We start from the raw sequence: 22,579 nt of genomic DNA, 5'->3' as shown, positions 1-22,579 counted from the left end.
AGTGCCCGACCTGCAAACCTGTTTTATAAACGAGACAAGCGCATGGACAGTCACTGCCAATCGTCCCCCCGGACGATATTTGTATCTCTTAAAGCCGCATTGCAACAGGCCGTTTGTCTTTTTTTCATTGGCCTTCTGCCAATCTTGCCGTGCCCGTTTCTTTATGCCAGCAGCCTGAGCCCGCAGCAAGAACACGTCCGGCAGGAAAAAAAGAACCTTATCGGCGGATTTTTAGGGGTTACCCGGTTTGAGGACAGGAAATTTTTTACCTACGGAATCGAGTACCACAGAATACTGGTGTTGCCTTTCGGTTTTTCCATCACATTGGAAGGCGCCCCGAATAATAAAGAAGGCAATCATGAGGTCGAGGCGATTGGAGTCATGACGTTTAATATTTTTAAAAATATATCCGTAGGGATAGGGCCAGGCGTAAAATTTGAAGAAGGTAACACCAATAAAATATTGGCGCGCGTCTCATTAGACTATATTTTTTTGCTTCCTTCCAACATCGAGATAACGCCCAATATCAATTATGATTTCATTAAAAACGGCTCCGATGAGGTGGTTTTGGGCATAACCATTGGCAAACAATTCTAAAAAACAATAACCCGACCTGATTCACCACCCAAAACCCGATGAAAACAGCACGGGACTCTTATGCGCGTTAATAAATTGATTTACAATAAAATTCAACCTGGTTAACAAGGAACGTTATAACTACCATGAGACGGATACTAATGGTTGTTTTCATGCTTTTGTTGCAAACCGGCTGTAATACCAACGGAAGTACGCCTCTTCCCGAGCAGGCGGTTCCCTATGCTGAAATTCCCGGATTTAAAAATATACGTACCGATTTTACAGATGGCGATAATCCGCTAATAAAAAAACAATCGCTTGCGCGGGTCAGACAGTTAGCCAGGACTTATCCTGATACCATGTTCCACCACAAAGGATCTTTCACATTACTGGTTATTTCCGGCGGCGCCGATTATGGAGCCTTCGGAGCCGGATTGCTAAACGGGTGGACGCGATCAGGAGGCAGGCCGACCTTCACAACCGTAACCGGAATCAGTACCGGAGCATTAATAGCGCCTTTAGCCTTCGCCGGCCCCAAATACGATGCGACACTGAAGAAGGTGTACACAACCATCACAACAAAAGACGTTCTAAGCAGTAAACCCCTACTCTGGACGTTAATAACCGGGTCTGATTCCCTGAAAGGAACAAAGCCCTTGCAAAAACTTATTGCGCGTCATGTGGATGAACCATTACTTGATGATATCGCCAAAGGGTATTATCAGGGACGGCGGCTTTATGTTGGAACCTCCAATCTTTACTCCCGGAAATTAATTGTCTGGGATATGACCCGAATTGCGGCAAGCAAAAATCCCGGGCGAGTCGATTTATTCCGTAAAATTCTTTTAGCTTCCGCAAGTATTCCGGTTGTTATGCCGCCTGTCGAATTTGAGGTGGTAGCCAGGGGAAAACCCTATACCGAAATGCATGTGGATGGCGGAGTGACGTTTGGCCTGTTTCTTAGCCGACTTGCCTCGGATATCAAAACGGCAAAAAAACATCTCAAACTGAAACAAAAACCCGACGTTAAAATTTATGTCATTCGTAACAACCAGAATCAGTTTCATTACAAAATAATCAAACCAAAACTGCTGACTATCGGCAAACGCGCCATAGAAAGCGTTACCGCGTCACAGGGCGCGGCGGACGTGATTTTCATATACCTGTGTGCGCTTTTAACCGGTGCTGATTTTAATTTGGCCAACGTACCTAATGAATTCGATTCCAATTCCGAAGAGTTATTTGACCTTAAGAGAATGAATCAGCTTTATAAAATCGGCTATACGAAAGCCTTAAAAGGATATCCATGGCAAAAAGTTCCACCTGATGTGGTGGAATTGCACGGTAACTAGGGCGTGTCCTTATTCTGTTTTGCATAGGAGTCGTAGCCCGTAAGGAGGCCTCTGGCCGTATTGCGGGTTTCCTGTTGCAATGTTGTACCACAAGAACAGGTAAGGCCCGGCCAAACACTATCCCGCATTTCGGCTTCGCCTTCATGACGGGCTACAGGAAACGGGGCTTGCCTCATTTTATTTTCAACCTGAAAATGGCTAAATGCCTCTCTGATCCGAAAAGAAGTTGATTAACAACACCTTGCTAACCTATGATCATAATAAATGAAACCCAGAGCCTTATTATGACCTCCTACCTTATCGCACCATCGCTGCTTTCCGCGGATATGACCCGTCTTGGTGATGAAGTAAGTGCCGTTATGGACGCCGGCGCCGACATGATTCATTTCGATGTCATGGACAATCACTACGTTCCCAACCTCACTCTGGGGCCGCTGGTCTGTGGAGCCATCGCCAAACGTTTTCCTAAACTCATCATTGATGTGCATCTGATGGTCACACCAGTGGATGAGTTAATCATGCAATTTGCCGACGCCGGGGCGAAACGCATCAGCATCCACCCTGATGCGACCATCCATCTCGATCGCAGTCTGCAACTCATAAAACAACAAGGTTGTCAGGCCGGACTGGTATTCAATCCGTCCAATGCTTTCGATTGCCTGAAATGGGTGGCGCATCGTCTGGATTTTGTCCTGATTATGACTGTCAATCCCGGATTTGGCGGTCAGAAACTGATTCCGGAAGTCGTTGATAAAATAACCTGCATTCAAAAACAATATCCGAACTTACCGATTTGCGTCGACGGCGGTGTCACTACAAACAATATCGCTGATCTTGCCCGGGCCGGAGCTACCCAGTTTGTGGCTGGCTCTGCTATATTTTCCGGTAACGACTATCAGGCAACGATTCAAACAATGCGCAAAAACTTAAATTCGGTTCGTGTACCATTATGAAAAAACTGCAAGTTCTGTTCCTGACCCTGTGTTTATCCATATTCGCCCACGCCTCTTCAGGACAGGCTTATCTGGAACGCTTCATGGATTATTCGCAATGGAATCAGAGCCTTCCTGAAGAACCCGATGATAAATTTCTGGTATTCATCAGTGATGATCAACCTCTGGGGAAAAAATTACGGGAAAAATGGTTGTATCAACTGGCGAACCAAAAAGACTGGGCACAATACAGCAAATATTACAAACCATCCGAGGACGTCAATCTGCAATGTTACGCCCATCTTGCCGATTATTATCAGGGAAAAACCACCGCCGCTCTGGCTGCCGCCGTTCCCTTATGGCTGTATGGCAGTTCCCGACCTTCGGCCTGCGATCAATTATTTGATTTATTAATCCATAGTGAAGGATTCGATGAGAATCTTATCTCGCAACGAATCGCACTGGCACTTGACAAGCGAAATCTGCCGCTGGCACGCTATTTATTAAAAAAATATAAAACTCCCAGGCTAAAAGACGAGCAGTTATTAATCCGGATTTATCAGTCTCCCACCCGAATTACTCAACTCGAAGACAGCGAATTACATGACGATTTCTATCTCTATGGTTTAAAACGTCTTGTTTCCATCAATATGGATCAAGCCATCAAATACTGGCGGCACGTTAAAACCAGAAAATTACTGTCCGAAGCCCAGCAACAGGCATTTCTGGCTCATGTCGCACTCTATAAAGCCATGAGAAACCATAATGACGCTTATGCCTGGTTTGCAAAGGTTAAACCGGCTTATTACAACGATGTTCTCCTGGACTGGCAGATTCGTTTCGCCCTCAAACGCCATCAATGGCATCGGGTCGAGCGTTTAATCCGGCATAACCCGGATAAAGACAACCCCTGTTGGCAGTATTGGTTAGCCCGCTCACTGGACGCGCTTGGACAACGTGAAAAAGCTCGCAAAATTTATACCTCGCTTGCCGAAACAAGAAATTACTACGGTTTCCTTGCCAGTCTGCGTCTTAACAAAAAACCAAGCTTTCAAAACGAAAAACCACACAACGATTTGAGTATATTAAAACCCTACCAACCTGTCACCGACAACATCAAGGCGCTTTATAATTCCAGCCAGGCCTTGCAGGCATCAAGACTTGTCAATGATTTTGTCAGTGAATTGCCCAAAGCCGATAAAAGCGCCCTCGCCTACTGGATAGCCAATGATTTACGCTGGCCCGGAAAATCCGTCTACCTTGGCAACAGCGATGAATTGCATAATCAACTCTCACTGAGATTCCCCCTGGCTTATAGCCAGGCTATCAGCCACGATGCCAGCCAATACCACATTCCCAAGGAATTGATTTACGCCATTATTCGGCAGGAAAGCGGTTTTCGGGAAAACGTGGTGTCTTCTGCCGGCGCTCACGGACTCATGCAGGTCTTACCAACTACGGCTCGCATGGTAGCCCGAGCGAACAAGGTTCCCTATTCCAGTAAAACAGAACTTTTTTCATCGCGAAAAAACATCTCGCTCGGAGTTGCCTATCTAAATTCTCTGGCCAGACGCTTTGGAAATCATCCGGTGCTGATGGCCGCCGCCTATAATGCCGGCCCAAGACAAGTAACATACTGGCTTAAGAACCATCCTCCCAAAGAAATCGATCTATGGATAGAAACCCTGCCCTGGCATGAAACAAGAAATTACCTGAAAAACGTGATTGCATTCTATGCCGTTTATCAATATCGCTTGCAGAAAAAGATCGATCTGAGTGATTTTATGAAGCCATTATCTGATATTTAGGAATCAGGTTCTGTGCACAAATTTTTTTTGCAAAAGAGCCGTAGCCCGTAAGGAGGCCTGCGGCCGTATTGGGGGTTTTATGATTCAATGTCGTCCCATGAGACAGGTGAGCGCCCAAGTGAGCGTTGTCCCGCATTTCGGCTTCGCCTCATAGCGGGCTACAGAGCCTACAACCACACACCTTTTTTGTAGCCGTCTTATCTCCTGAGGTGGTTGGGACAAAGGCCCAACCAATTTATCTAATTTTTAGACTAATCTTCTGCTAAAAATGTTAAAACCCATCAATCGTTGAACGCTTTTTTCAAGGCATGCACCGACGCACTGAAAGCCAGCAGTGCGGCATCATAATGAGAGGGCAAGGCGCAAAAATCATGCAAAATGCCGCCAAACTCAATAAATTGGGCGCGATTGCCGCCCTCTATGAGTTTTTGATAATACATTTTTGCATCATCATGAATGGGATCGCACTCCGCCGCAATAACCAGAGCCGGAGGAAGATTGCTGAAATCCTTTTGAAACTGGGGATTGGCAATGGGGCTTTTTTCATCGTCAGGCCCGGACAAGTATTGTCGCCTCATCCAATGCAACGTCTCGGTTTCAAGAAAATAGCCGGTTGCGAATGTTTTATCCGAAACCGTGGTGTTGTTTAAATCGACCCATGGGTAATAAAGAAGCTGAAAAGAGATGGAGACATCCTTGTTACTCCTGGCCTGATGACAGATACTGGCTGCAATATTACCGCCCGCACTGTCTCCTCCCACAGCGACTTTTCCATTTCCTCCCAATTCTTTCGCATGCTTTTGCGCATAGCGGACAATACGGTAACAATCGTCATGGGCAGCCGGAAACTTGTGCTCCGGGGCACGTCGATAATCAACCGTTGCAACAATGCAATGTGCGCCTTCACAAAGCGTACGGCACGTATAATCCAGAAAATCCGGATCACCGAAAACAAACCCCCCGCCGTGGCAATAAACCAGAACAGGCAGATCTTTCGAATTTTGGGCCGGCTTATACAAACGCACACCTGTCGTTGTACCTTCCGTTTCAATTTTTCTATCCTCAACATGAACGGAAACGGGTTTTAATTTTCCAGGCACCGGAGCAATTAGCAGATTAAACGCGTCCCTTGCCTTGTCAGGTGGTAATTCCAAAAGATTATTGCCATTTAAGGCTGTGGCGGCTCGTTCAGTAAGCCGTTTTAAAAAAGCTTGGGAATCGGTATTTAAATGGTGCGTCATGATCGTTCCTTATATGACTTGTTTGGTTATTCATAAGCCATGAAAAACTGGTAATGGACAAGGGCTTGTTAACATGTCATAACGTGAAGCAAACAGTCAGTCTATCTAACAAATTCAAAAGTAACATAACACCCAATTAGCCGCTTTTGCAGCCATGGAATGACATGTCAACAAGCTTTAATTAAACATAGCACAAATTATGAAAATAACATGGTCGGACAGAAAATATTACGTCATGTTCACAGAGCCTGAAACCATGTCTATAAACTGCTGCCGGGGGAGGAAGAGCAACCCGGATAATCATCAATGATGACCGCATTGTCATGGATTGTAATTGTCACTTCCTCAATCGGAGGTTGTTCCATCAAAGCAGGATTATCATGTTCCCTCGTATCAGAATTTCCTTTCTCCGGAGCAGTTAAACTTCTTTTTATGTTTTCACGAACATCCGCTACGATTTCATATGATGTCATCATGGAAATATGGCTGTGTTTTTCCATGATAATGACACAGCATTCTCTGGATGATTCGGTATCTTCACAAGGCAGTTCAGAATCCTGACTCAATGACACCGCTTTTTCCCTGTTTACAGCATAATGTTTCGCAACGGCTGCCTCTTTCCAGACAATGATATCTTGTCCCGCAACATAAAAATAATGCTTTAACACGGATTTTTCCATGGCATTATTCAAATCTGCCAAAAACTTACTCTCAGGCGCCATTTGCTCAACAGACGTGGAAAAGAGGGTCAGTGGCCATATCGCCAGATAGGAACTGCCAAACGGTGCTCCGAAATGAAATAACGCCTCGACAGTAATCCCGTATTCGGCGGCGAGAAATTCCGCCATATACGCATTGACCAGACCACCACGCGAATGCCCGAACAATATGACCCGTTTATGGTTGTTTTGCAGAATTTTCTCAACCAATTGTTCAGCAAACCATTTTATACCCTTACCCTTGTAGCGCCCCTTGAAATCCATGAGATGAATGGAGTGGATGTTTTGCGGCAACTTTCCCTCATCTATAAGATAATTGACCATTTTTTGAAAAGCAGTTGGCTGATCAGCCGTACCATGAGTGCAATAAACAAAGACATCTTCCTGTTTCTCGTCTGTTTTTTCATAGGCCGGATTTTTATAAATTTTTTTGTCCTTAGGGGAAAAGATCCAACTGGCACAGTGGGATAGAGAGCCGGTAGTACTGCTATACCATTTGCTAAGAGTCGAGACATCACTCCCAATTCTCTGAACCTTGTACCCCGGGGTGTTTTTTTCATCTTTCTTCCTCATATCCCCTCCTTTTCGCTAATCCGTCAATGACTGCCGGTATTTCGTAAAAAGCGCATAATCGTATAGTTTGCCCGCAAAACGGCATCGTCCATAGCCTGCTTCGGCGTTTTAAGGCCGCTGAAAATAGCCTCCATCGCTTCGTCGTTAATCGTGCGGATTTGATTTTGAGGTCCTGAATGCGCCATATCGCTCCGATTGTTATCCGATAAATCAAGTCGGGCTATCCTGAGAGCCGGATGGTCGCTCCTTGTCGCCAGATCTTTATAAACGCCACTCAAACCAACAGGAATATAACCGGTTCGTTGATGCCAGCGGAGTTGATTTTCGGGTTGCGTCAGATAAGCATAAAATCTGGCCACACCACGATAAACCTCGGGGGAATACCCGCTCACCGCCCAAAGCGCGGCGCCTCCCGCCACATTAGGATAGCGTTTTTGGCTCGCCTGACTATCCAATGGTAACGCGGCGACCCCGACAGGAAACCTGACCAGCGCCACGAGGCTATTGTAACTACCTGAAGACTGGCTAAACATGGCGCAACGACCGCTGGTAAACAAAACCGTCGCGTCACTGGTGCGGCCTCCATACTCAAAATAATGTTGTTTTTGCCAACGTCGCAAGCGCTCAAGATGACGTATTACGGCCTGATTGTTATATATGGCTTTATGAGAATGATGATCGGTCATGGGCAACCCGTGCAACGAGGAGAACGATTCTATCTGAATCCACGACGGATAGGCGGAACTGTAAACACATACTGCCCCGCTTTGTTTAAGTCTGGCGGCCAAACGATCCATCGCCTCCCATGTTTTCGGAAAATTGTCTCCGGAATAACCCGCTTTCGCCAGAACATCGGCATTATAAAATATCACCGGTACAGACGTATTAAAAGGCAGGGCCTGCAGCTTGCCGGACTGGCTGTAATAATCTCTGACGGCAGGAAAAAAACTGGTCTTGGGCAGGAGGTAGCCGTTTTCAATCATAATGTCGTCCGCGGGCTTGATGATACCTTTCGGGTTCAGCATGGTCGCAGTCCCAACCTCAAACACCTGAATGAGAACAGGGGGTTGTTTCGCGCGAAACGCGGCGGCAAAACTGGTCAGGGAATCAATATAATCCCCCTTGTAGACAGGTTTTACCACGACATCTTGCTGACTTTCATTAAAATCATGAATTAATTGTTTCAATTCATTACCCAACTGCCCGGCCAGAGAATGCCACAAAACCAGTTCAACCGGTTTTGCTGCAAGACTATAAGCCTGAATAAATAAAATAATGAATAAAACGATACGCTTCATGATAATAAATCGGGATAATCACTAAACACCGCATCCACGCCCCACTCCAGCAATTTCATGGCCTGGCGCTTACGGTTTACGGTGTAGGCAAACACCTGATAACCCTGTTCTTTTATTGTCTGGACACGCTTGGCATTAAGAATACGGCGGTTCAAATGAATGGAATAGCACTGCAATTCACCAGCCTTGCCTGCCCAGTGGTCATCCCACTCATCCAGCAGCAAACCAAGCGGCATTTCCGGTGCCAGGGTACGACACAATGTCAGAACAGACCAGTCAAAACTGGAGACCAGGGGCAAAGACGTAGCTGCCGGCCAATGACGGTGAAGGTATGACAATACGGTAACGGTTGTCTCTTCCGACTTGCCGGGGTATGGCTTGATTTCAATATTGGCATGGCACTCCGTGAATACGAGCCATTTCAGCACATCACGAAAGTGGGGAATTTTCTCATCACGCCAGGATTTTGAAAACCAGCTTCCCGCATCCAGAGACTGCAGATATTCAGCCGTTACTTCACCAATCCTGCCCTGGCCATTGGTTGTCCGTTTCAACGATTCGTCATGAAAAACAAAAGGCTCTCCATCCGCACTCAGAATCACATCAAACTCGACACACCGGCAACCCATGGCTAACGCCTTGTTAAAAGCGGCCAGAGTATTTTCAGGGGCATAGGCGGATGCCCCTCGATGCGCGATAACTTTATTACTGACTTGCATTGGCGGCAACACCCGATTCCTGACGATTGGATGCCGCCTCGGCAACAGCGGTCATGATTAATTCATTACTGACGGTTAACGCCGGAGCCGGTGATGCGGCCAGCATCATGGTATTCATTTCACGGGCTTTATAAGCGGCGGGCTGAACAGGCTGAGCATTGCCATCCGTGACAACAAGCCGATTCACCGTATAATGTTGCTCGGTGTAGACTTTGTTCAGACGGGCTATTTCAGCATTCACCAGTTGATACAACTGTTCGCGCAACTGTGCTTTTACTTTCTGAATTTCTTCCAGGCCGGGCTTGAAATCCACAGCACTCACTTTATAAGTAGCACCCGGTTTGCTGACACTTTTAGCATTCTGATAAATATTGGTCAGGCTGGCCTGCGGCACCCTGGTTTGCGCCTCAACATATAATTTATCAAGGCCGGAACTATCCTGGGAACGATCAAACTGGGTAATATGCCATTCTCCACTGGCAATTTTGCCTAAATGACTCATAATATCCGCACGAGCTTTAACAAGATCGGACTGATTTAAAGTCGCATTGATGTTCACCTTTACCAGCGCGGTTTTCGTGCTGACCCATTGCCGGGCTGTGACCTGAAAAGCTACTTTATCCAGTGTGGGACGCGGCGCAGGCGGTAGTTCGGTAGCCGTTGCAACGTGGCTTATTGTGCCGAGGAGTAGTAGTGCCGCTAGTTTTTTCATGCCTCTCTCCATGTTTCGCGTTATGAAATATCAACCTGGTACCGTGTCCATTTGGTTTTGCAAGGTTGTGATATACAAATTGTTCTAAAATTGTCTACGTCCCGCGATTGATTTGCGGGACGTAGACGTTTTTTAAGAATTAAAACCTTGCAAAACCAAATGGAAACGGTATTAGTGTATACCATGGAATAAATGCTACCAACATCTTTCTTAGGTCGAAAGCAAGAACATTTCATTGATTTAGTGCCCATTTGGGTCTATAACATGGGCACGAAAACCTCACAGGAGATTGGTTGATGATGTCTATTGATAAAATGAAAAAAAATGATACAAATTCAATGGTTCAAGATGATTTTCTGGATTATGCAATTTCACACGGATTTGGGGACATTCATTTCAAGGTAGATAATCATACAGGCATGAAAGCCATAGTAGCCATTCACAGCACCAAACTCGGCCCTGCCCTTGGAGGATGCCGGTTTATTGAATACCCGAACACTGCAAACGCCATTCATGATGCCATGCGCCTTGCCAGAGGTATGAGCTACAAGGCCGCTTCCGTTAATTTACCGCTTGGCGGTGGTAAATCCGTTATCATCAAACCATCCGGTGTTTATGATCACGCCGCTTATTTTCATGCTTTCGGCCAGTTTGTTAACGATCTTGGCGGCCGATATATTACGGCGCTGGACAGCGGTACGGAACTAAACGATATGGATATCATTGCACAACACACGCCCTACGTGGCCAGCCTCTCCAGCCATAACGGCGATCCGTCGCCCTCAACCGCCAAAGGCGTCCTGAGAGGGATACAGGCCGCGGTCGAATTCAAACTGGGTAAGGATAAACTGGCCGGTTTGCATATCGCTATCCAGGGTTTGGGACATGTCGGTTATCAACTGGCCAGACATTTACATGAAGAAGGAGCGAGGCTTACCGTAGCGGATGTTAACAACGATGCGGTGGAACGTGCCATCAGGGAGTTTGGAGCATCTTCCGTCAGTTCAGACCTCATTCACAAGATACCCTGCGATGTTTTCGCACCCTGTGCTCTCGGCTCTATCATCAATGATATAACCATTAACCAACTGCAAACCACCATCATAGCAGGAGCGGCCAATAATCAGCTGGCTCATACCTATCATGGCCAAATGCTGCACGACAAAGGCATTCTTTATGCCACTGACTACGTCATTAACGCGGGCGGGCTGATTTTTGCGGCCAGTAAATATTTGCAAACACCCCAGGACATGGTTATCAGACAAATTGACGGCATTGCCACATCCTTACTGGAAATTTTCAGCCGTTCGGAAAAGGAAAACCGCCCCGCCAGTATCATTGCCGACATGCTGGCTCAGGAAAAACTGGCCTAGGACTACAGTGGTAAGTTCTGTCATTCCCGAGAAATCGGGAATCTATTCATGCTAAAATAGATCTCCGCCTGCGCGGAGATGACAATCAATGAGCAAAAAAAGAGTACATAAACAGGGAGCCTTTTCAAAATACCACTGTAGTACCAGGACGTATCGAACAAGGACTTTATACAATAACAATAAAGATTATAGCTATGAAATTTTTAAACATGACACCGGAGTTGTATAATTACATGCTGGATGTTTCCGTTCGGGAACATCCGGCATTAAAAGCGTTAAGGGATGAAACGGGCAAACTGGCGCTGGCTAATATGCAGATCTCACCGGATCAGGCACAATTCATGCAGTTTCTTGTCAGGCTGATTCAGGCACGCAAGGTGCTGGAGTTGGGAACCTTTACCGGCTACAGCGCGCTGGCCATGTCTCTGGCCCTGCCTGACGACGGGGAATTGATTACCTGTGATATAAACAGTGAATGGACGAATGTCGCCCATCCCTTCTGGCAACAAGCCGGTCAGGCTAACAAAATCAAACTCCGTTTGGGTCCCGCACTCGACTCCATGGAAGCTTTGCTGACGGAGGGTTACGGACACCAGTTTGACTTTATTTTTATCGACGCAGACAAAACCAATTATCTAAAGTACTATGAACTGGCTTTGCAACTTGTAAGTCCGACAGGATTGATTGCTGTTGATAATGTATTCTGGGATGGTAAAGTTATTGACGAAACAGTCAACGATGGCCAGACACGTGAAATTCGTCGCCTGAATGATATGATTCGTCACGATGACCGTGTCGATACCAGCTTGCTGGCCATAGCAGACGGAATTTTCTTGATCAAACCTTGCAACACGCGACATCACTCTCAAAACGAAAGGATTTGAGACTAAATAAGGAGTTAAATCATGAATCAACACTCAGAACAGAACCCGTGTGGACTGGACGGATTCGCTTTCCTGGAATTTTCCGCTCCGGATAAAAAGATTTTGCACAAACAATTTCTCGAAATGGGTTTTCATGTCAGAGCCGTTCATAAAGATCAGGATATTACCCTCTATCAACAAGGCAATATCCAGTTTATCGTCAACGCAACGACTGATAGCCAACCTCAGGAACATGCTAAAACTCATGGAGCGGGAGCCTGTGCCATGGGTTTTAAAACCCATGACGCTCAAAAAGCCTACTCCCACGCCATCAAACATGGTGCCACGCCATTTAAAGACTGCGAACACGCGACTCATGGCTTACCGGCCATTCAAGCGATTGGCGGCAGTGTCATTTACTTCGTGGATGAGAATCATCAGCCGTTTGCAAACCATTGGAACTATACCACCTCGTCTCATCCGGAACAGGGTTGCGGCCTTAATCAGATTGATCACCTGACGCACAACGTTTATCGCGGCAATATGGATAAGTGGGCGCAATTTTATGAATCCATTTTTAATTTCAGTGAAATTCGTTTCTTTAACATCAAAGGTCAAATGACAGGATTGGTAAGTCGGGCATTAGCCAGTCCGTGCGGAAAAATCAAAATTCCATTGAATGAATCAAAAGATGATCGCTCCCAGATCGAGGAATTTCTTCATGATTATAAAGGCGAGGGTATTCAACACATAGCCTTAAGCACTAACGATATTTACCACACAGTTCACGCCTTGCGTCACGCCGGTGTCGATTTCCTTGATGTGCCGGACACCTATTATGAAATGCTCAACGACCGAATCCCCTGGCATCAGGAACCAATCCAGCAACTTCAGAAGGAAAAAATATTAATTGACGGTGGAAAGGAAAAGGAAACCGGCCTGTTGCTGCAGATTTTTACCGAAAATGTTTTTGGACCGGTCTTTTTTGAAATTATTCAACGCCGTGGTAACGAAGGCTTTGGAGAAGGTAATTTTCAGGCTCTGTTTGAAGCGATTGAACGCGATCAAATACGACGCGGTACATTAAAGGAATCCCGTTAAGAGTACGAAAGATAATATGAAACTTTTCGACTATTTTCGTTCAACAGCCAGTTACCGGGTACGCATCGCACTCAATCTGAAAAATATCAGCTATGAAAAGCTGGCTGTTCATTTGGTTAATAACGGAGGTGAACAACATCATCCGGATTATCTGGCCATGAATCCGCAGGGACTTGTACCGACACTGGATGAAAATGGCCATATCATCAACCAGTCGTTGGCCATTATCGAATACCTTGAAGAAATATGCCCTACCCCGGCTCTACTGCCGCAAACGCCTCTTGGGCGCGCTTTTGTGCGAAGTATCGCATTAATGATCGCCTGCGATATCCACCCATTGAACAATTTGCGGGTACTATACCGCTTGCGCCAGCAACTTAACGCGTCGGACGAACAGATACAATCCTGGTATCATCACTGGCTGCGCACGGGCTTTGATGCTGTGGAAAAAAAGCTTAGGGAAGAGCCTCGCAAACACCACTTTTGTTATGGTCATGAAGTGAGTCTGGCTGACATTTGCCTGATTCCACAAGTGTATAACGCCCACCGCTTTGAGTTTCCCATGGAACAATATCCCGTGATCAATGCTATCAATGAGCATTGTCTCTCACTCGCGGCCTTCAGGGACGCAGCACCCTAGTACAGCGTGTATAGATTATATAAACAGATAAAATCCATGCGCCAGTAGCAAAATGCCAATAATGCCCATGATTATCGCCGTTATATAATATCGTACGCCAGAATAGTACCAATGACTCCAGACCATCATTTTTTCCGGTATAGATAACCAGAGAATGGATTGGATTAAAATCAGCCATGCAACTATCGTTATAATGACTTCGGATTCAAAAACCCAGATGTTATGGGTAATCACCAACAGAAGGCCAATGAACAATGAAAAGGTAGCCGCCGCAAATGCGGTAACCCGACAATCTTTCAGGTTGGTTAATATACTGCTGTAATACCTTGGTCTTGTTATCATAACAATAGCAATGATCAGAAAGTAAAATCCAAAAATCTGAGCCATTAGAAGAGACAGTAGAGATTCTTGCATCACCAACTCCTTTTAGATATTTTCTATACAAAGTTTAGCACATAAAATTCACGGGTTATTCTCATAAACCGTTGAGGCCTTGTTGAATTTCAACTCAATATGAAAAAATTCCGTCCTCTGGAGCAGGACGGAATCAATAATACCCGGAGACCAGGGCGTGTCCTCATTCTGTTTCACGGCTAAAACCAGGCCTTTTTCAACGCAGCCGTCGTAACCTGGCCGGTAATACCCCGTTGCAGAATGGTCCAGATTGCCTTGCAACGTTGCAAATGTCCAATCAATACGGTTTGACTGTCGCAACGATAGCGGACAGGAAGATTGTCATAGGTTTCATCATCGTCAATAGCTTCGCATTTTTCTCCCGTCGCCAATTCAACAGCCCACGGATAGGTTTTGGACATATCCAGCTCGACAAGATCGTTATTATCCGCCGGTCTATCAAGTTTCACCAGCACCCCGTTCCCGGCCCAGGGTGAAGCGGGACAGACCGCTTCAAGATGACTACCAAATTTCCTGATGAAACAGGGATCGTAGGTTTTGCCAGCCGCGATACAACGCCAGGCATCCTCTCTTTTGATGCGCATGGATTGCTGTATGCACACCCCTCCCACCTGATGGCTTACAATCAATCGGCCGCGAGACATTTCCTCCCCGAATGGCCGGTACAATTTAAGCTCCGTGTCCTGTGCAACCAGTTGTGATGACCAGAGAGCCATTACAATCATCGCGATAACATATGGCATAAGTTTCCTCACTATTTTATTACGTGTATTATCGTACTCAATGGTTAATTGAACCTCAATCTGTGGTTAGAAAGATAATTTCAGGATAAACTATTCATTTTTTCAGAGCGGTCTTCCTCTTCCGGGAGCGTACCTGAGAGAACGCTCACCCATGTAACCCTGATATTAAGAGTCTGCCCCGGCTCTGTGAAAATTTTTATTCACGAAGTCTGAATTACAGGATTTCAGTTTTTCTTTTGGAGTACATCATGTCAGAAGTATATACGATAAAACAATGCCTGGACGGTGAAATAAGTATTGATGAAACCGTCACGGTGAGAGGATGGGTTAAAACACGCCGCGATTCCAAAATGGGTTTGTCATTCATTAACCTGCATGATGGTTCCTGTTTCGCGCCTATTCAGCTTGTTGTCACGGATCAGGTGGACAACTACCAGCAGGAGATACTTAAATTAACCTCAGGCTGTGCTATTACGGCAACCGGTAAACTGGTTGCCTCGCAGGGAAAAGGCCAAAGTTTTGAAATTCAGGTTGAAAATCTCACGGTGGCAGGCTGGGTTGAAAATCCCGAAAGCTATCCGATACAGGCAAAACGCCATACCATGGAGTTTTTACGTGACGTGGCTCATCTCAGACCGCGCACCAACACCATCAGCGCCGTAACCCGTATCCGTCATTGCCTGTCACAGGCTGTTCATCGCTTTTTTCACGAACGTGGTTTTTTCTGGATACACACACCGATTATTACCGCCAGCGACTGCGAAGGCGCCGGTGAAATGTTTCGGGTCAGCACCCTGGATCTGCTTCATTTACCGAAAACACCGCAGGGATTGATTGATTTTTCCCAGGACTTTTTTGGCCGTGAAACGTTTCTGACTGTTTCCGGACAATTAAATGTGGAAGCCTATTGTCTGGCCATGTCCAAAGTCTATACGTTCGGCCCCACATTTCGCGCCGAAAATTCCAATACCAGTCGACATCTGGCTGAGTTCTGGATGATCGAGCCTGAAATCGCCTTTGCTGATCTGAACGACATCTGCACCCTGAGCCAGGAGATGTTGCGTTATCTCTGCCGGGCTGTTCTTGACGAGCGACAGGACGATATGAACTTTTTTAATCAATTTGTCGCCCCAGGCTGCATTGAAAGGCTGGAGCATATTATTGAATCCGATTTTGAAATCATGTCCTACACCGATGCTATCAACGCGTTGGCCAAGGTAGACAAACCCTTCGAATTCCCTGTGAGCTGGGGTCTTGATTTACAATCCGAACACGAACGTTATCTGGCCGAGGAGTTATGCAAAAAACCGGTTATTCTTACAGATTATCCCAAGGATATTAAAGGATTTTACATGCGTCTTAATGACGATGAGCGTACGGTAGCCGCCATGGATGTCCTTGCCCCGGGCATTGGTGAAATAATCGGAGGCAGTCAGCGTGAGGAACGCCTGGACGTACTGGACAGACGAATGGAGGATTGCAACCTGGATCCAGCCTACTATCAATGGTATCGAGACTTACGCCGCTACGGCAGCGTCCCGCACGCCGGCTATGGATTGGGGTTTGAACGTCTGGTCAGTTACATCACCGGTGTTGGCAACGTGCGAGATGTCATACCGTTCCCGCGCACACCGGGTCACGCCGATTATTGAAAATTCTTATAAACCAGAGGTAAGGTGAACAAAATTTTCCTGACACAATTTTTGTAGCCCGTAAGAAGGTCTGTGGCCGTATTGCGGGTTTTATGTTCCAATATTGTGGCAGGAAAACAGGCGAGTGCCCGGTTGGGCGTTTTCCCGCATTACGGCTTTGCCTTCATGACGGGCTACAAAAAGGGACAAATCCCCCCCTTTTGCAGCCTTAAATAGTTTTTTCACGGAACCTAAATGTCATGGCGCACAGACAGCAGATTTCTCATTCTCATGGCAAGTTTTTAATGTTTCTCGCCGCATGTCCGCCCCGTTAAAAAAACGCAACAAGTTCGTGCCATGTATACCAAGATCGACAACCTCTCTTTGTAACTCAGGAAATCGGGCCTTCAGAATACTTCTGATGGCCGGATGGACAGGTTTGTCGGGATCAGGAAGCTGCCCATTTAATAGTGAACTCCTTTCTTTTAAATCTGACATTGGCATAACCTCTCTCCTCTTTTTTCAAACCGTTGAATACTTTCATGTCCGAATTGATTTATTCCTCATCACGTTCTGAAAACACAGCACCATCTCTTATGGTGTATATTTTATCCATTTTAGAAGCCAGTTCCCGGTCGTGAGTCACGATCACGAGAGATGTATTTAATTGTTCATTCAAACTCAACATTAAATCAAATACTTTCATGGCCGTCGTATGATCGAGATTTCCGGTCGGTTCATCGGCCAGCACACACTGTGGTTGATGGACTAATGCCCGCGCAATAGCGACACGCTGCCTCTCCCCGCCGGATAACTGCGAAGGTTTGTGAGAGGCTCGCTTGCCAAGCCCCACTTTCTCCAGCATGCTGTACGCTTGTTTTTGAGCATCAGGTACGGAATATTCGGCCAGTAAAAGAGGCATGGCAACATTTTCCAGCGCACTGAACTCGGGTAATAAATGGTGGAACTGATAAACAAAACCAAGATTCCGGTTACGAAGCCGGCAGCGTTTTTTTTCCGAAACGGCTTGCCAGTCCACACCTTGAATCAGCAACTTTCCTTCACTGGGTTTATCAAGTCCGCCTAAAAGATGCAGTAAGGTACTCTTTCCGGATCCGGACGCACCGACAATAGCGATTCGATCCCCTTTATTAATGGCAAATTGAATCTTGTTCAATACCGAAATGCTTGACGTACCATCGTGATAGGATTTACTGACATCCTGACATTCCAAAATCACGTTACTCATAATGCAGTGCCTCCGCAATGACGGTTTTCGACGCACGTAACGCGGGGTAAATAGTCGCAATAAAGCTCATTAATACAGCCAGAATACATACTTTTACCAGGTCACTCCACAATATTTTCGAGGGAAGATAGTCCACAAAATAAATGCTGGAAGACAGGAGCTGGACATTAAAAAAGGACTGTAAATGATTCACTATGGCCGTGGCATTGCTGGCTAACAACAGTCCACCGATCAAACCCAGCAAGGTTCCGATGACACCAACCAGCAATCCCTGCAACATAAAAATTTTAAGGACCATAGCAGGCGTCGCACCGATGGTTCTTAATATGGCAATTTCCGCCTGTTTATCATTGACAACCATCACCAGTGAGGAAACCAGATTAAATGCCGCCACGGCTATGATGAGCATTAAAATTAAAAACATCATGGTTTTTTCCATTTTAACCGCCTGAAAAAACGCTCCGAACTGGTTAGTCCAGTTTCCAACCAGGTATTCGCCGCCCAGTTTGTTATTGATGTAATCCGACAATTCCGGCGCCTTGTAGATATCGGCTATTTTTAATTTCAAACCACTGATGTCATCACCAAGCTGAAATAATTTCTGGGCATCCCTCAGATTGATAAAAGCGAGTTTGGTATCAAAATTAAAACCGGTTCCCGCCGAGAACACGCCTGCTACCGTGAAACGTTTAAAACGGGGGATCATTCCCGCCGGCGTCACAGTTGCCTGGGGAATCATGATAGTAACCTTGTCTCCAATCATAACCCCGAGACTATCTGCAAGCCCCTTCCCAAGAATCACACCAAAATTCTGCAAATCGGCCATATTGCCGGCCAGCAACTTTTCCTTAAGATGGGAAACGTTTTCTTCCTGCTCCGGTAAAATACCGGTCAGTACAATAGGCAAGACCTGACCGTCATGGGTCAACAAGCCCTGACCACCTACGTAAGGTGCAACCGCATTCACACCCTTGAATGCCGCAAGCTCTTTTTCCAGATCTTTCCAGTGAGCAATTCTGTCGTCTTGTCCACTTATCGTAATTTCAGGTGCCATACCAAAAAAACGCTTGTGTATTTCCTCGTCAAAACCGTTCATAACCGATAAAACAGTTATCAAAACCGTAACGCCAAGCGCAATACCCAGCATGGAACTGAAAGAAATAAACGATACAAAATGATTTCTGGTTTTCGCGCGCGTATAGCGCAACCCGATGTATAGGGCTAGTGGCTTAAACATAGCTATTAAATTTTTGCTAAAAATCTATTGTAGTTAAAAAGCCGTCACCATGATATAGGTATTGCGTGATCTTTAGGAAATGGCAAGAACATGATAGCCCTCCTCGTTTATTTTTGAGTGTGGACAAACACACCCTCCCAGTCACCGGGGGGCGGGTGCTTGCCAAACGTATCGATGCGTGCCAGGTATAAATCATATAAATAGACTCGGGAATTACGCCGTTTTAACGCTTGAAATTTTCTTTTTGAGGCCGCCCACCGACGGGCATAATAATCCTGCAAGGCGCTTTCATAATCTCTAACTTCGGTTACCAGATTCGCAGAGACGTCCTGAATCAATCCAAGAGGTTCATAGATGGTTAATGGTGTTGTTTTTCCTTTAACAATCACTTTATCCACGGTTCGCCAGAGAAACGCATCTTGACCGAAGCGGGTTTTATCACTGGTCAGGATGCTTGCCTGATAAAATTTTGTCAGGCCTTCCAGTCGCGAACCCAGATTAACCGTGTCACCAAGCACCGTATAGGCGCGGCGAAATCTGGATCCCATGTCACCAACATTCATCGGTCCTGTCGCAAGGCCGATACCCGTATTTATCTCAGGCAGGTTTTTCCGTGTCAGAGTCGCGTTAATGTCCGGTAAATGCTTGACAATAGATAACGCCGCGCCTATAGCATGAAACGCATGATCATCATCCATCATGGGCGCTCCCCAGAAAGCGATGATCATGTCGCCCACGTATTTATCAATAGTGCCTTGAAATTTAAAAATAATTTCCGTCATAACCGTAAAAATTTCATTGAGAAAACGTTTGACGTCTGATGCATCCATGCCTTCACTAAGGGTGGTAAAATTACGAATATCGGAAAATAACACGGTCATTTCCCGCAGCTGCCCTTCCATCGTATATTGTTCAGGCGATTCAATCAGAGCCTTGACATAATCTCCTGGAACATACTGGCCAAATAACTGGCTTATTTTTCTTTTTTGGCGTTTTTCCAGAACAAATGAATAACTATAATTAATCAGTGACTGTGCGATAACAAGAATCAATAACCCCCCTGCCGGCATATAAATATTCCGATAGACAAACAAGGCAACGATTACGCCTGTAATACCAAGAATAGCAATCACCGTCAAAAGTAGCAGGAACATTATATTTAAAAACGGCAGCATCAGAGCCAGTACGATACCGAAGAGCAAATAGCTGAACCAGCCTCCGAAGCGGTGCCAGTCGTATTGGGAGGTCACCTGCCCTTCCGTAATACCTTTAATCATATTTCCAACCATTTCAATACCGGGGAATAACTGAGAAATCGGTGACGGATGTCGGTCGGAAAGCAGCATCATGGATGATCCGAGTATGGCGATAGCCCCTTCCAGTTCCTCGTTTTTGATTTTTCCCCGCAAAACATCCGTTGCGGAATGATAATCAAGCGAACCGGTAGGCCCCCAGAATGGCATCAATATTCGTCCCCGGGCATCCGTTGGTATAAATGTTCCGTCAATGTTGATACCGTATAATGTGGAAACGCCGCCGACTTTATGAGTCATCAAAGTGGTCTTTTCAGCCAGAAGATAACTCATGGAGGCTGCCAGAGCGAGATTAGGATATAACCGGTCATTGTATCGCGCTATGAGAATACCATGACGAATGACGCCATCCGAGTCGGGAAAATTGGTCACAAAACCGCCTTTTGATGTGGCTTCGGCATATACTTCCGGATCACCCTTATATCCCGTAAAGGTATGAATCTTCGGATTGTCTGATTTCAGAAACTGCCCTTGCTCGTTTAACAACGGTTGCGGCAGGAACCCGGAATGAACATTTTGTTGATTATCAAATAAAAAACCCAACACCACATCGTGATCTCGCATGGCGCGGGACAGCTTCAAATCATTATCGACCTGAGGCGCTATTTCATCCAGTATTTCCGGCAAACGCCTGGTGATATCGGATGTACGCAACGTGATCCCGGGAAGCTTGTTTTTCAATCTGATCGCGCAATTGATATCCTTTTCAGCCATAATCATGTCAAAGGCGGTAACTACAACACCAGCCTGTTTTAATTTGGTAAGCAAAATAGCCATTTTGTCTCTTGGCCAGGGCCATTTCCCTTCACGATTTATTGATTTTTCATCAATATCGATAATCACTATCCGTACATTCCGATTGACATGACGCAGGTTCAGGCTGATCATTTTGTCATAAATCAGATTGTTTAATTGCTGGATCAATCGACTGACTACAGGAATGGTGGTCATCGTTGCGGAAAAAACCAAAAGGGTAAGAAACACCCCCAGTCCGGCTGGGATCGACCTGTCCCTTAACCGTCTGAATAAGGCGTTTCGTGTCATTCCTGGCAAGATGCTAGCTCATTTTATATTTCAGTTTTATCAGAGTGAGGTTATTGGTATAACTTCCCCCTGCGCTATAATATTTCTGTTCCAGACGAACATACAACGACTTGTATTTAAGCTGGACACCGCCCCCTACCCGAAATCCATCCTTGTTCAAACTGAGTTGCGGCAAGGCACCGTTAACAGGCGTGATTATTATTTGCCGATCATTGGCAAAACGAGCCACCTGAATCAAGCCGCCATTCACAAAAGGGACAATACCTTCCTTCCATTTATAATCCAGTTCCAGATTTTCCATAATCCAGGTTACATTGGTTCTTTGCGGCGCCACGTTGCCCGGTGGAAAAGGATCCTGGAATTTGAAGGTATAATTGCCTGAGTTGGTACTGCTGTAGAGAACTCGCGCATTGGCGGTTATTAAAAACGTTTTGACAGATTTGCTGTAAATGGCTGCGAGGCTCGCAAACCAGGTGCTGTTACGGCTATGAGCCGTCCCGAACAGATTAACACCATTCGATAATGTAGTATCCATCTGATAGTTTTGTTTGTTGATCCCGTAGGCGCCGGAAATATCAAGAAACAGGTTGGAGTTAAACGACTTCAGGACATGTCCCAGAAGGGTCTGGTTATGAATCGACTGTCTCAAAGCTGTAGGGTTATTGCCCGTGACAAAAAATTGCGACGACGCATAAGTATCCACATTGAATATATACAACCCCGTCAGCACATTTTTTTTCTTAAACCAGACATAATTTCCACCAATACCATACTGATTGGCATGGCCATGAAAACGATTGAAATTGTTGCCCGACGTTGAATCAAATTTAAAATTGAGGTAGCTGTATAACAATTCCGGGGTTAATCTCTCCAGCGTTTCGGAGGATCGTTTTTTTATGAAAGCAGTTTGAGACGTGGTTTGCTTTTCCCGCTTGGTAACCACGCTGCTTCCAAAAACCATTGATATGGTACATAAAGACATACCTATAACCATGGCGGTTTTAATTCTCATCAACTGCCTGCTCCCTGTTCACGATTATT

At 45.7% G+C, this 22,579-nt stretch carries 21 protein-coding genes; 9 read left to right on the top strand and 12 right to left on the bottom strand.

All coding sequences use genetic code 11. From position 1 onward, the window contains the following. The first annotated feature begins 42 nt into the window (after window positions 1–42). From CKW05_RS05355 to CKW05_RS05335, 4 genes are all read left to right on the top strand, one after another. The gene (locus CKW05_RS05355) at window positions 43–597 is read left to right on the top strand and encodes a hypothetical protein (RefSeq protein WP_058483818.1); all 555 of its coding nucleotides are present in this window, start codon (window positions 43–45) and stop codon (window positions 595–597) included. Between the two features lie 125 nt (window positions 598–722). Next, complete coding sequence (locus CKW05_RS05350; RefSeq protein WP_058483819.1) at window positions 723–1,928, top strand: patatin-like phospholipase family protein; 1,206 nt, start codon at window positions 723–725, stop codon at window positions 1,926–1,928. A gap of 284 nt (window positions 1,929–2,212) precedes the next feature. Beyond that, complete coding sequence (gene rpe / locus CKW05_RS05340) at window positions 2,213–2,881, top strand: ribulose-phosphate 3-epimerase (protein WP_058484034.1); 669 nt, start codon at window positions 2,213–2,215, stop codon at window positions 2,879–2,881. Further along, entirely contained in the window at window positions 2,878–4,668 is a 1,791-nt protein-coding gene (locus CKW05_RS05335) for a lytic transglycosylase domain-containing protein (RefSeq protein ID WP_058483821.1), read from the top strand. Before rpe ends, CKW05_RS05335 begins: the two co-directional genes overlap by 4 nt. A 281-nt stretch (window positions 4,669–4,949) precedes the next feature. Here CKW05_RS05335 and CKW05_RS05330 read toward each other — a convergent pair whose 3' ends face one another. The 5 genes from CKW05_RS05330 to CKW05_RS05310 form a co-directional block, all read right to left on the bottom strand. Further along, the gene (locus CKW05_RS05330; protein WP_058483822.1) at window positions 4,950–5,909 is read right to left on the bottom strand and encodes an alpha/beta hydrolase; all 960 of its coding nucleotides are present in this window, start codon (window positions 5,907–5,909) and stop codon (window positions 4,950–4,952) included. A 260-nt stretch (window positions 5,910–6,169) separates the two neighbouring features. After that, window positions 6,170–7,201 (bottom strand): esterase/lipase family protein, encoded by a 1,032-nt coding sequence (locus CKW05_RS05325; protein WP_058483823.1) that lies wholly within the window; start codon window positions 7,199–7,201, stop codon window positions 6,170–6,172. 23 nt (window positions 7,202–7,224) lie between these two features. Beyond that, window positions 7,225–8,499 (bottom strand): extracellular solute-binding protein, encoded by a 1,275-nt coding sequence (locus CKW05_RS05320; protein ID WP_058483824.1) that lies wholly within the window; start codon window positions 8,497–8,499, stop codon window positions 7,225–7,227. Beyond that, window positions 8,496–9,218 carry a glycerophosphodiester phosphodiesterase gene (gene ugpQ, locus CKW05_RS05315; protein ID WP_058483825.1) on the bottom strand — a complete coding sequence of 241 codons (723 nt, stop codon included), beginning with the start codon at window positions 9,216–9,218 and terminating at the stop codon, window positions 8,496–8,498. Before ugpQ ends, CKW05_RS05320 begins: the two co-directional genes overlap by 4 nt. Next, complete coding sequence (locus tag CKW05_RS05310; protein WP_058483826.1) at window positions 9,205–9,930, bottom strand: hypothetical protein; 726 nt, start codon at window positions 9,928–9,930, stop codon at window positions 9,205–9,207. The genes ugpQ and CKW05_RS05310 overlap by 14 nt, the downstream gene beginning before the upstream one ends. 296 nt (window positions 9,931–10,226) lie before the next feature. Between CKW05_RS05310 and CKW05_RS05305 the strand changes: the two genes are divergently transcribed. The 4 genes from CKW05_RS05305 to maiA all read left to right on the top strand — a co-directional run bounded on the left by CKW05_RS05305 (window position 10,227) and on the right by maiA (window position 13,907). Beyond that, a complete protein-coding gene (locus tag CKW05_RS05305) occupies window positions 10,227–11,303 on the top strand; it encodes a Leu/Phe/Val dehydrogenase (protein WP_058483827.1) in 1,077 nt (358 codons plus the stop codon). 194 nt (window positions 11,304–11,497) lie between these two features. After that, complete coding sequence (locus CKW05_RS05300; protein ID WP_058483828.1) at window positions 11,498–12,187, top strand: class I SAM-dependent methyltransferase; 690 nt, start codon at window positions 11,498–11,500, stop codon at window positions 12,185–12,187. A gap of 21 nt (window positions 12,188–12,208) precedes the next feature. Further along, the gene (hppD, locus tag CKW05_RS05295) at window positions 12,209–13,267 is read left to right on the top strand and encodes a 4-hydroxyphenylpyruvate dioxygenase (RefSeq protein ID WP_058483829.1); all 1,059 of its coding nucleotides are present in this window, start codon (window positions 12,209–12,211) and stop codon (window positions 13,265–13,267) included. Between the two features lie 16 nt (window positions 13,268–13,283). Further along, a complete protein-coding gene (maiA, locus tag CKW05_RS05290; protein ID WP_058483830.1) occupies window positions 13,284–13,907 on the top strand; it encodes a maleylacetoacetate isomerase in 624 nt (207 codons plus the stop codon). A 15-nt stretch (window positions 13,908–13,922) separates the two neighbouring features. Here maiA and CKW05_RS05285 read toward each other — a convergent pair whose 3' ends face one another. Continuing rightward, window positions 13,923–14,321, bottom strand: a complete 399-nt coding sequence (locus CKW05_RS05285; protein WP_058483831.1) for a hypothetical protein — start codon at window positions 14,319–14,321, stop codon at window positions 13,923–13,925. Between the two features lie 179 nt (window positions 14,322–14,500). After that, window positions 14,501–15,064, bottom strand: coding sequence for a hypothetical protein (locus CKW05_RS05280; RefSeq protein ID WP_058483832.1), 564 nt, complete (start codon window positions 15,062–15,064; stop codon window positions 14,501–14,503). A gap of 248 nt (window positions 15,065–15,312) precedes the next feature. Here CKW05_RS05280 and asnS point away from each other — a divergent pair, with 248 nt between their 5' ends. After that, window positions 15,313–16,716, top strand: a complete 1,404-nt coding sequence (asnS, locus tag CKW05_RS05275) for an asparagine--tRNA ligase (RefSeq protein ID WP_058483833.1) — start codon at window positions 15,313–15,315, stop codon at window positions 16,714–16,716. Between the two features lie 237 nt (window positions 16,717–16,953). On the opposite strand, the gene CKW05_RS05270 is transcribed toward asnS, so the two are convergent. The 5 genes from CKW05_RS05270 to CKW05_RS05250 form a co-directional block, all read right to left on the bottom strand. Continuing rightward, window positions 16,954–17,199, bottom strand: a complete 246-nt coding sequence (locus CKW05_RS05270) for a hypothetical protein (RefSeq protein WP_058483834.1) — start codon at window positions 17,197–17,199, stop codon at window positions 16,954–16,956. Window positions 17,200–17,251: 52 nt separating this feature from the next. Beyond that, complete coding sequence (gene lolD / locus CKW05_RS05265) at window positions 17,252–17,944, bottom strand: lipoprotein-releasing ABC transporter ATP-binding protein LolD (protein ID WP_058483835.1); 693 nt, start codon at window positions 17,942–17,944, stop codon at window positions 17,252–17,254. Further along, complete coding sequence (locus CKW05_RS05260) at window positions 17,937–19,181, bottom strand: lipoprotein-releasing ABC transporter permease subunit (protein ID WP_058483836.1); 1,245 nt, start codon at window positions 19,179–19,181, stop codon at window positions 17,937–17,939. Before CKW05_RS05260 ends, lolD begins: the two co-directional genes overlap by 8 nt. 107 nt (window positions 19,182–19,288) lie before the next feature. Further along, a complete protein-coding gene (locus CKW05_RS05255) occupies window positions 19,289–21,538 on the bottom strand; it encodes a CHASE2 domain-containing protein (protein WP_058483837.1) in 2,250 nt (749 codons plus the stop codon). A 13-nt stretch (window positions 21,539–21,551) separates the two neighbouring features. Next, window positions 21,552–22,550 (bottom strand): autotransporter outer membrane beta-barrel domain-containing protein, encoded by a 999-nt coding sequence (locus tag CKW05_RS05250; RefSeq protein ID WP_058483838.1) that lies wholly within the window; start codon window positions 22,548–22,550, stop codon window positions 21,552–21,554. Window positions 22,551–22,579: the final 29 nt, after the last annotated feature.

Source organism: Legionella spiritensis (genome assembly GCF_900186965.1).
Taxonomy (GTDB): Bacteria; Pseudomonadota; Gammaproteobacteria; order Legionellales; family Legionellaceae; genus Legionella_C; species Legionella_C spiritensis.
This window is presented reverse-complemented; position numbering and strand designations above follow the sequence as displayed.

Excerpts from the sequence above, each read along its gene's own strand:
- maiA (WP_058483830.1), top strand. The coding sequence starts at position 13,284 with ATGAAACTTTTCGACTATTTTCGTTCAACAGCCAGTTACCGGGTACGC.
- CKW05_RS05280 (WP_058483832.1), bottom strand. The coding sequence starts at position 15,064 with ATGCCATATGTTATCGCGATGATTGTAATGGCTCTCTGGTCATCACAA.
- CKW05_RS05350 (WP_058483819.1), top strand. The coding sequence starts at position 723 with ATGAGACGGATACTAATGGTTGTTTTCATGCTTTTGTTGCAAACCGGC.
- CKW05_RS05300 (WP_058483828.1), top strand. The coding sequence starts at position 11,498 with ATGAAATTTTTAAACATGACACCGGAGTTGTATAATTACATGCTGGAT.
- CKW05_RS05255 (WP_058483837.1), bottom strand. The coding sequence starts at position 21,538 with ATGACACGAAACGCCTTATTCAGACGGTTAAGGGACAGGTCGATCCCA.
- CKW05_RS05325 (WP_058483823.1), bottom strand. The coding sequence starts at position 7,201 with ATGAGGAAGAAAGATGAAAAAAACACCCCGGGGTACAAGGTTCAGAGA.
- CKW05_RS05310 (WP_058483826.1), bottom strand. The coding sequence starts at position 9,930 with ATGAAAAAACTAGCGGCACTACTACTCCTCGGCACAATAAGCCACGTT.
- CKW05_RS05250 (WP_058483838.1), bottom strand. The coding sequence starts at position 22,550 with ATGAGAATTAAAACCGCCATGGTTATAGGTATGTCTTTATGTACCATA.
- asnS (WP_058483833.1), top strand. The coding sequence starts at position 15,313 with ATGTCAGAAGTATATACGATAAAACAATGCCTGGACGGTGAAATAAGT.
- CKW05_RS05285 (WP_058483831.1), bottom strand. The coding sequence starts at position 14,321 with ATGCAAGAATCTCTACTGTCTCTTCTAATGGCTCAGATTTTTGGATTT.
- CKW05_RS05270 (WP_058483834.1), bottom strand. The coding sequence starts at position 17,199 with ATGCCAATGTCAGATTTAAAAGAAAGGAGTTCACTATTAAATGGGCAG.
- CKW05_RS05305 (WP_058483827.1), top strand. The coding sequence starts at position 10,227 with ATGATGTCTATTGATAAAATGAAAAAAAATGATACAAATTCAATGGTT.
- lolD (WP_058483835.1), bottom strand. The coding sequence starts at position 17,944 with ATGAGTAACGTGATTTTGGAATGTCAGGATGTCAGTAAATCCTATCAC.
- hppD (WP_058483829.1), top strand. The coding sequence starts at position 12,209 with ATGAATCAACACTCAGAACAGAACCCGTGTGGACTGGACGGATTCGCT.
- ugpQ (WP_058483825.1), bottom strand. The coding sequence starts at position 9,218 with ATGCAAGTCAGTAATAAAGTTATCGCGCATCGAGGGGCATCCGCCTAT.
- rpe (WP_058484034.1), top strand. The coding sequence starts at position 2,213 with ATGACCTCCTACCTTATCGCACCATCGCTGCTTTCCGCGGATATGACC.
- CKW05_RS05330 (WP_058483822.1), bottom strand. The coding sequence starts at position 5,909 with ATGACGCACCATTTAAATACCGATTCCCAAGCTTTTTTAAAACGGCTT.
- CKW05_RS05355 (WP_058483818.1), top strand. The coding sequence starts at position 43 with ATGGACAGTCACTGCCAATCGTCCCCCCGGACGATATTTGTATCTCTT.
- CKW05_RS05260 (WP_058483836.1), bottom strand. The coding sequence starts at position 19,181 with ATGTTTAAGCCACTAGCCCTATACATCGGGTTGCGCTATACGCGCGCG.
- CKW05_RS05320 (WP_058483824.1), bottom strand. The coding sequence starts at position 8,499 with ATGAAGCGTATCGTTTTATTCATTATTTTATTTATTCAGGCTTATAGT.
- CKW05_RS05335 (WP_058483821.1), top strand. The coding sequence starts at position 2,878 with ATGAAAAAACTGCAAGTTCTGTTCCTGACCCTGTGTTTATCCATATTC.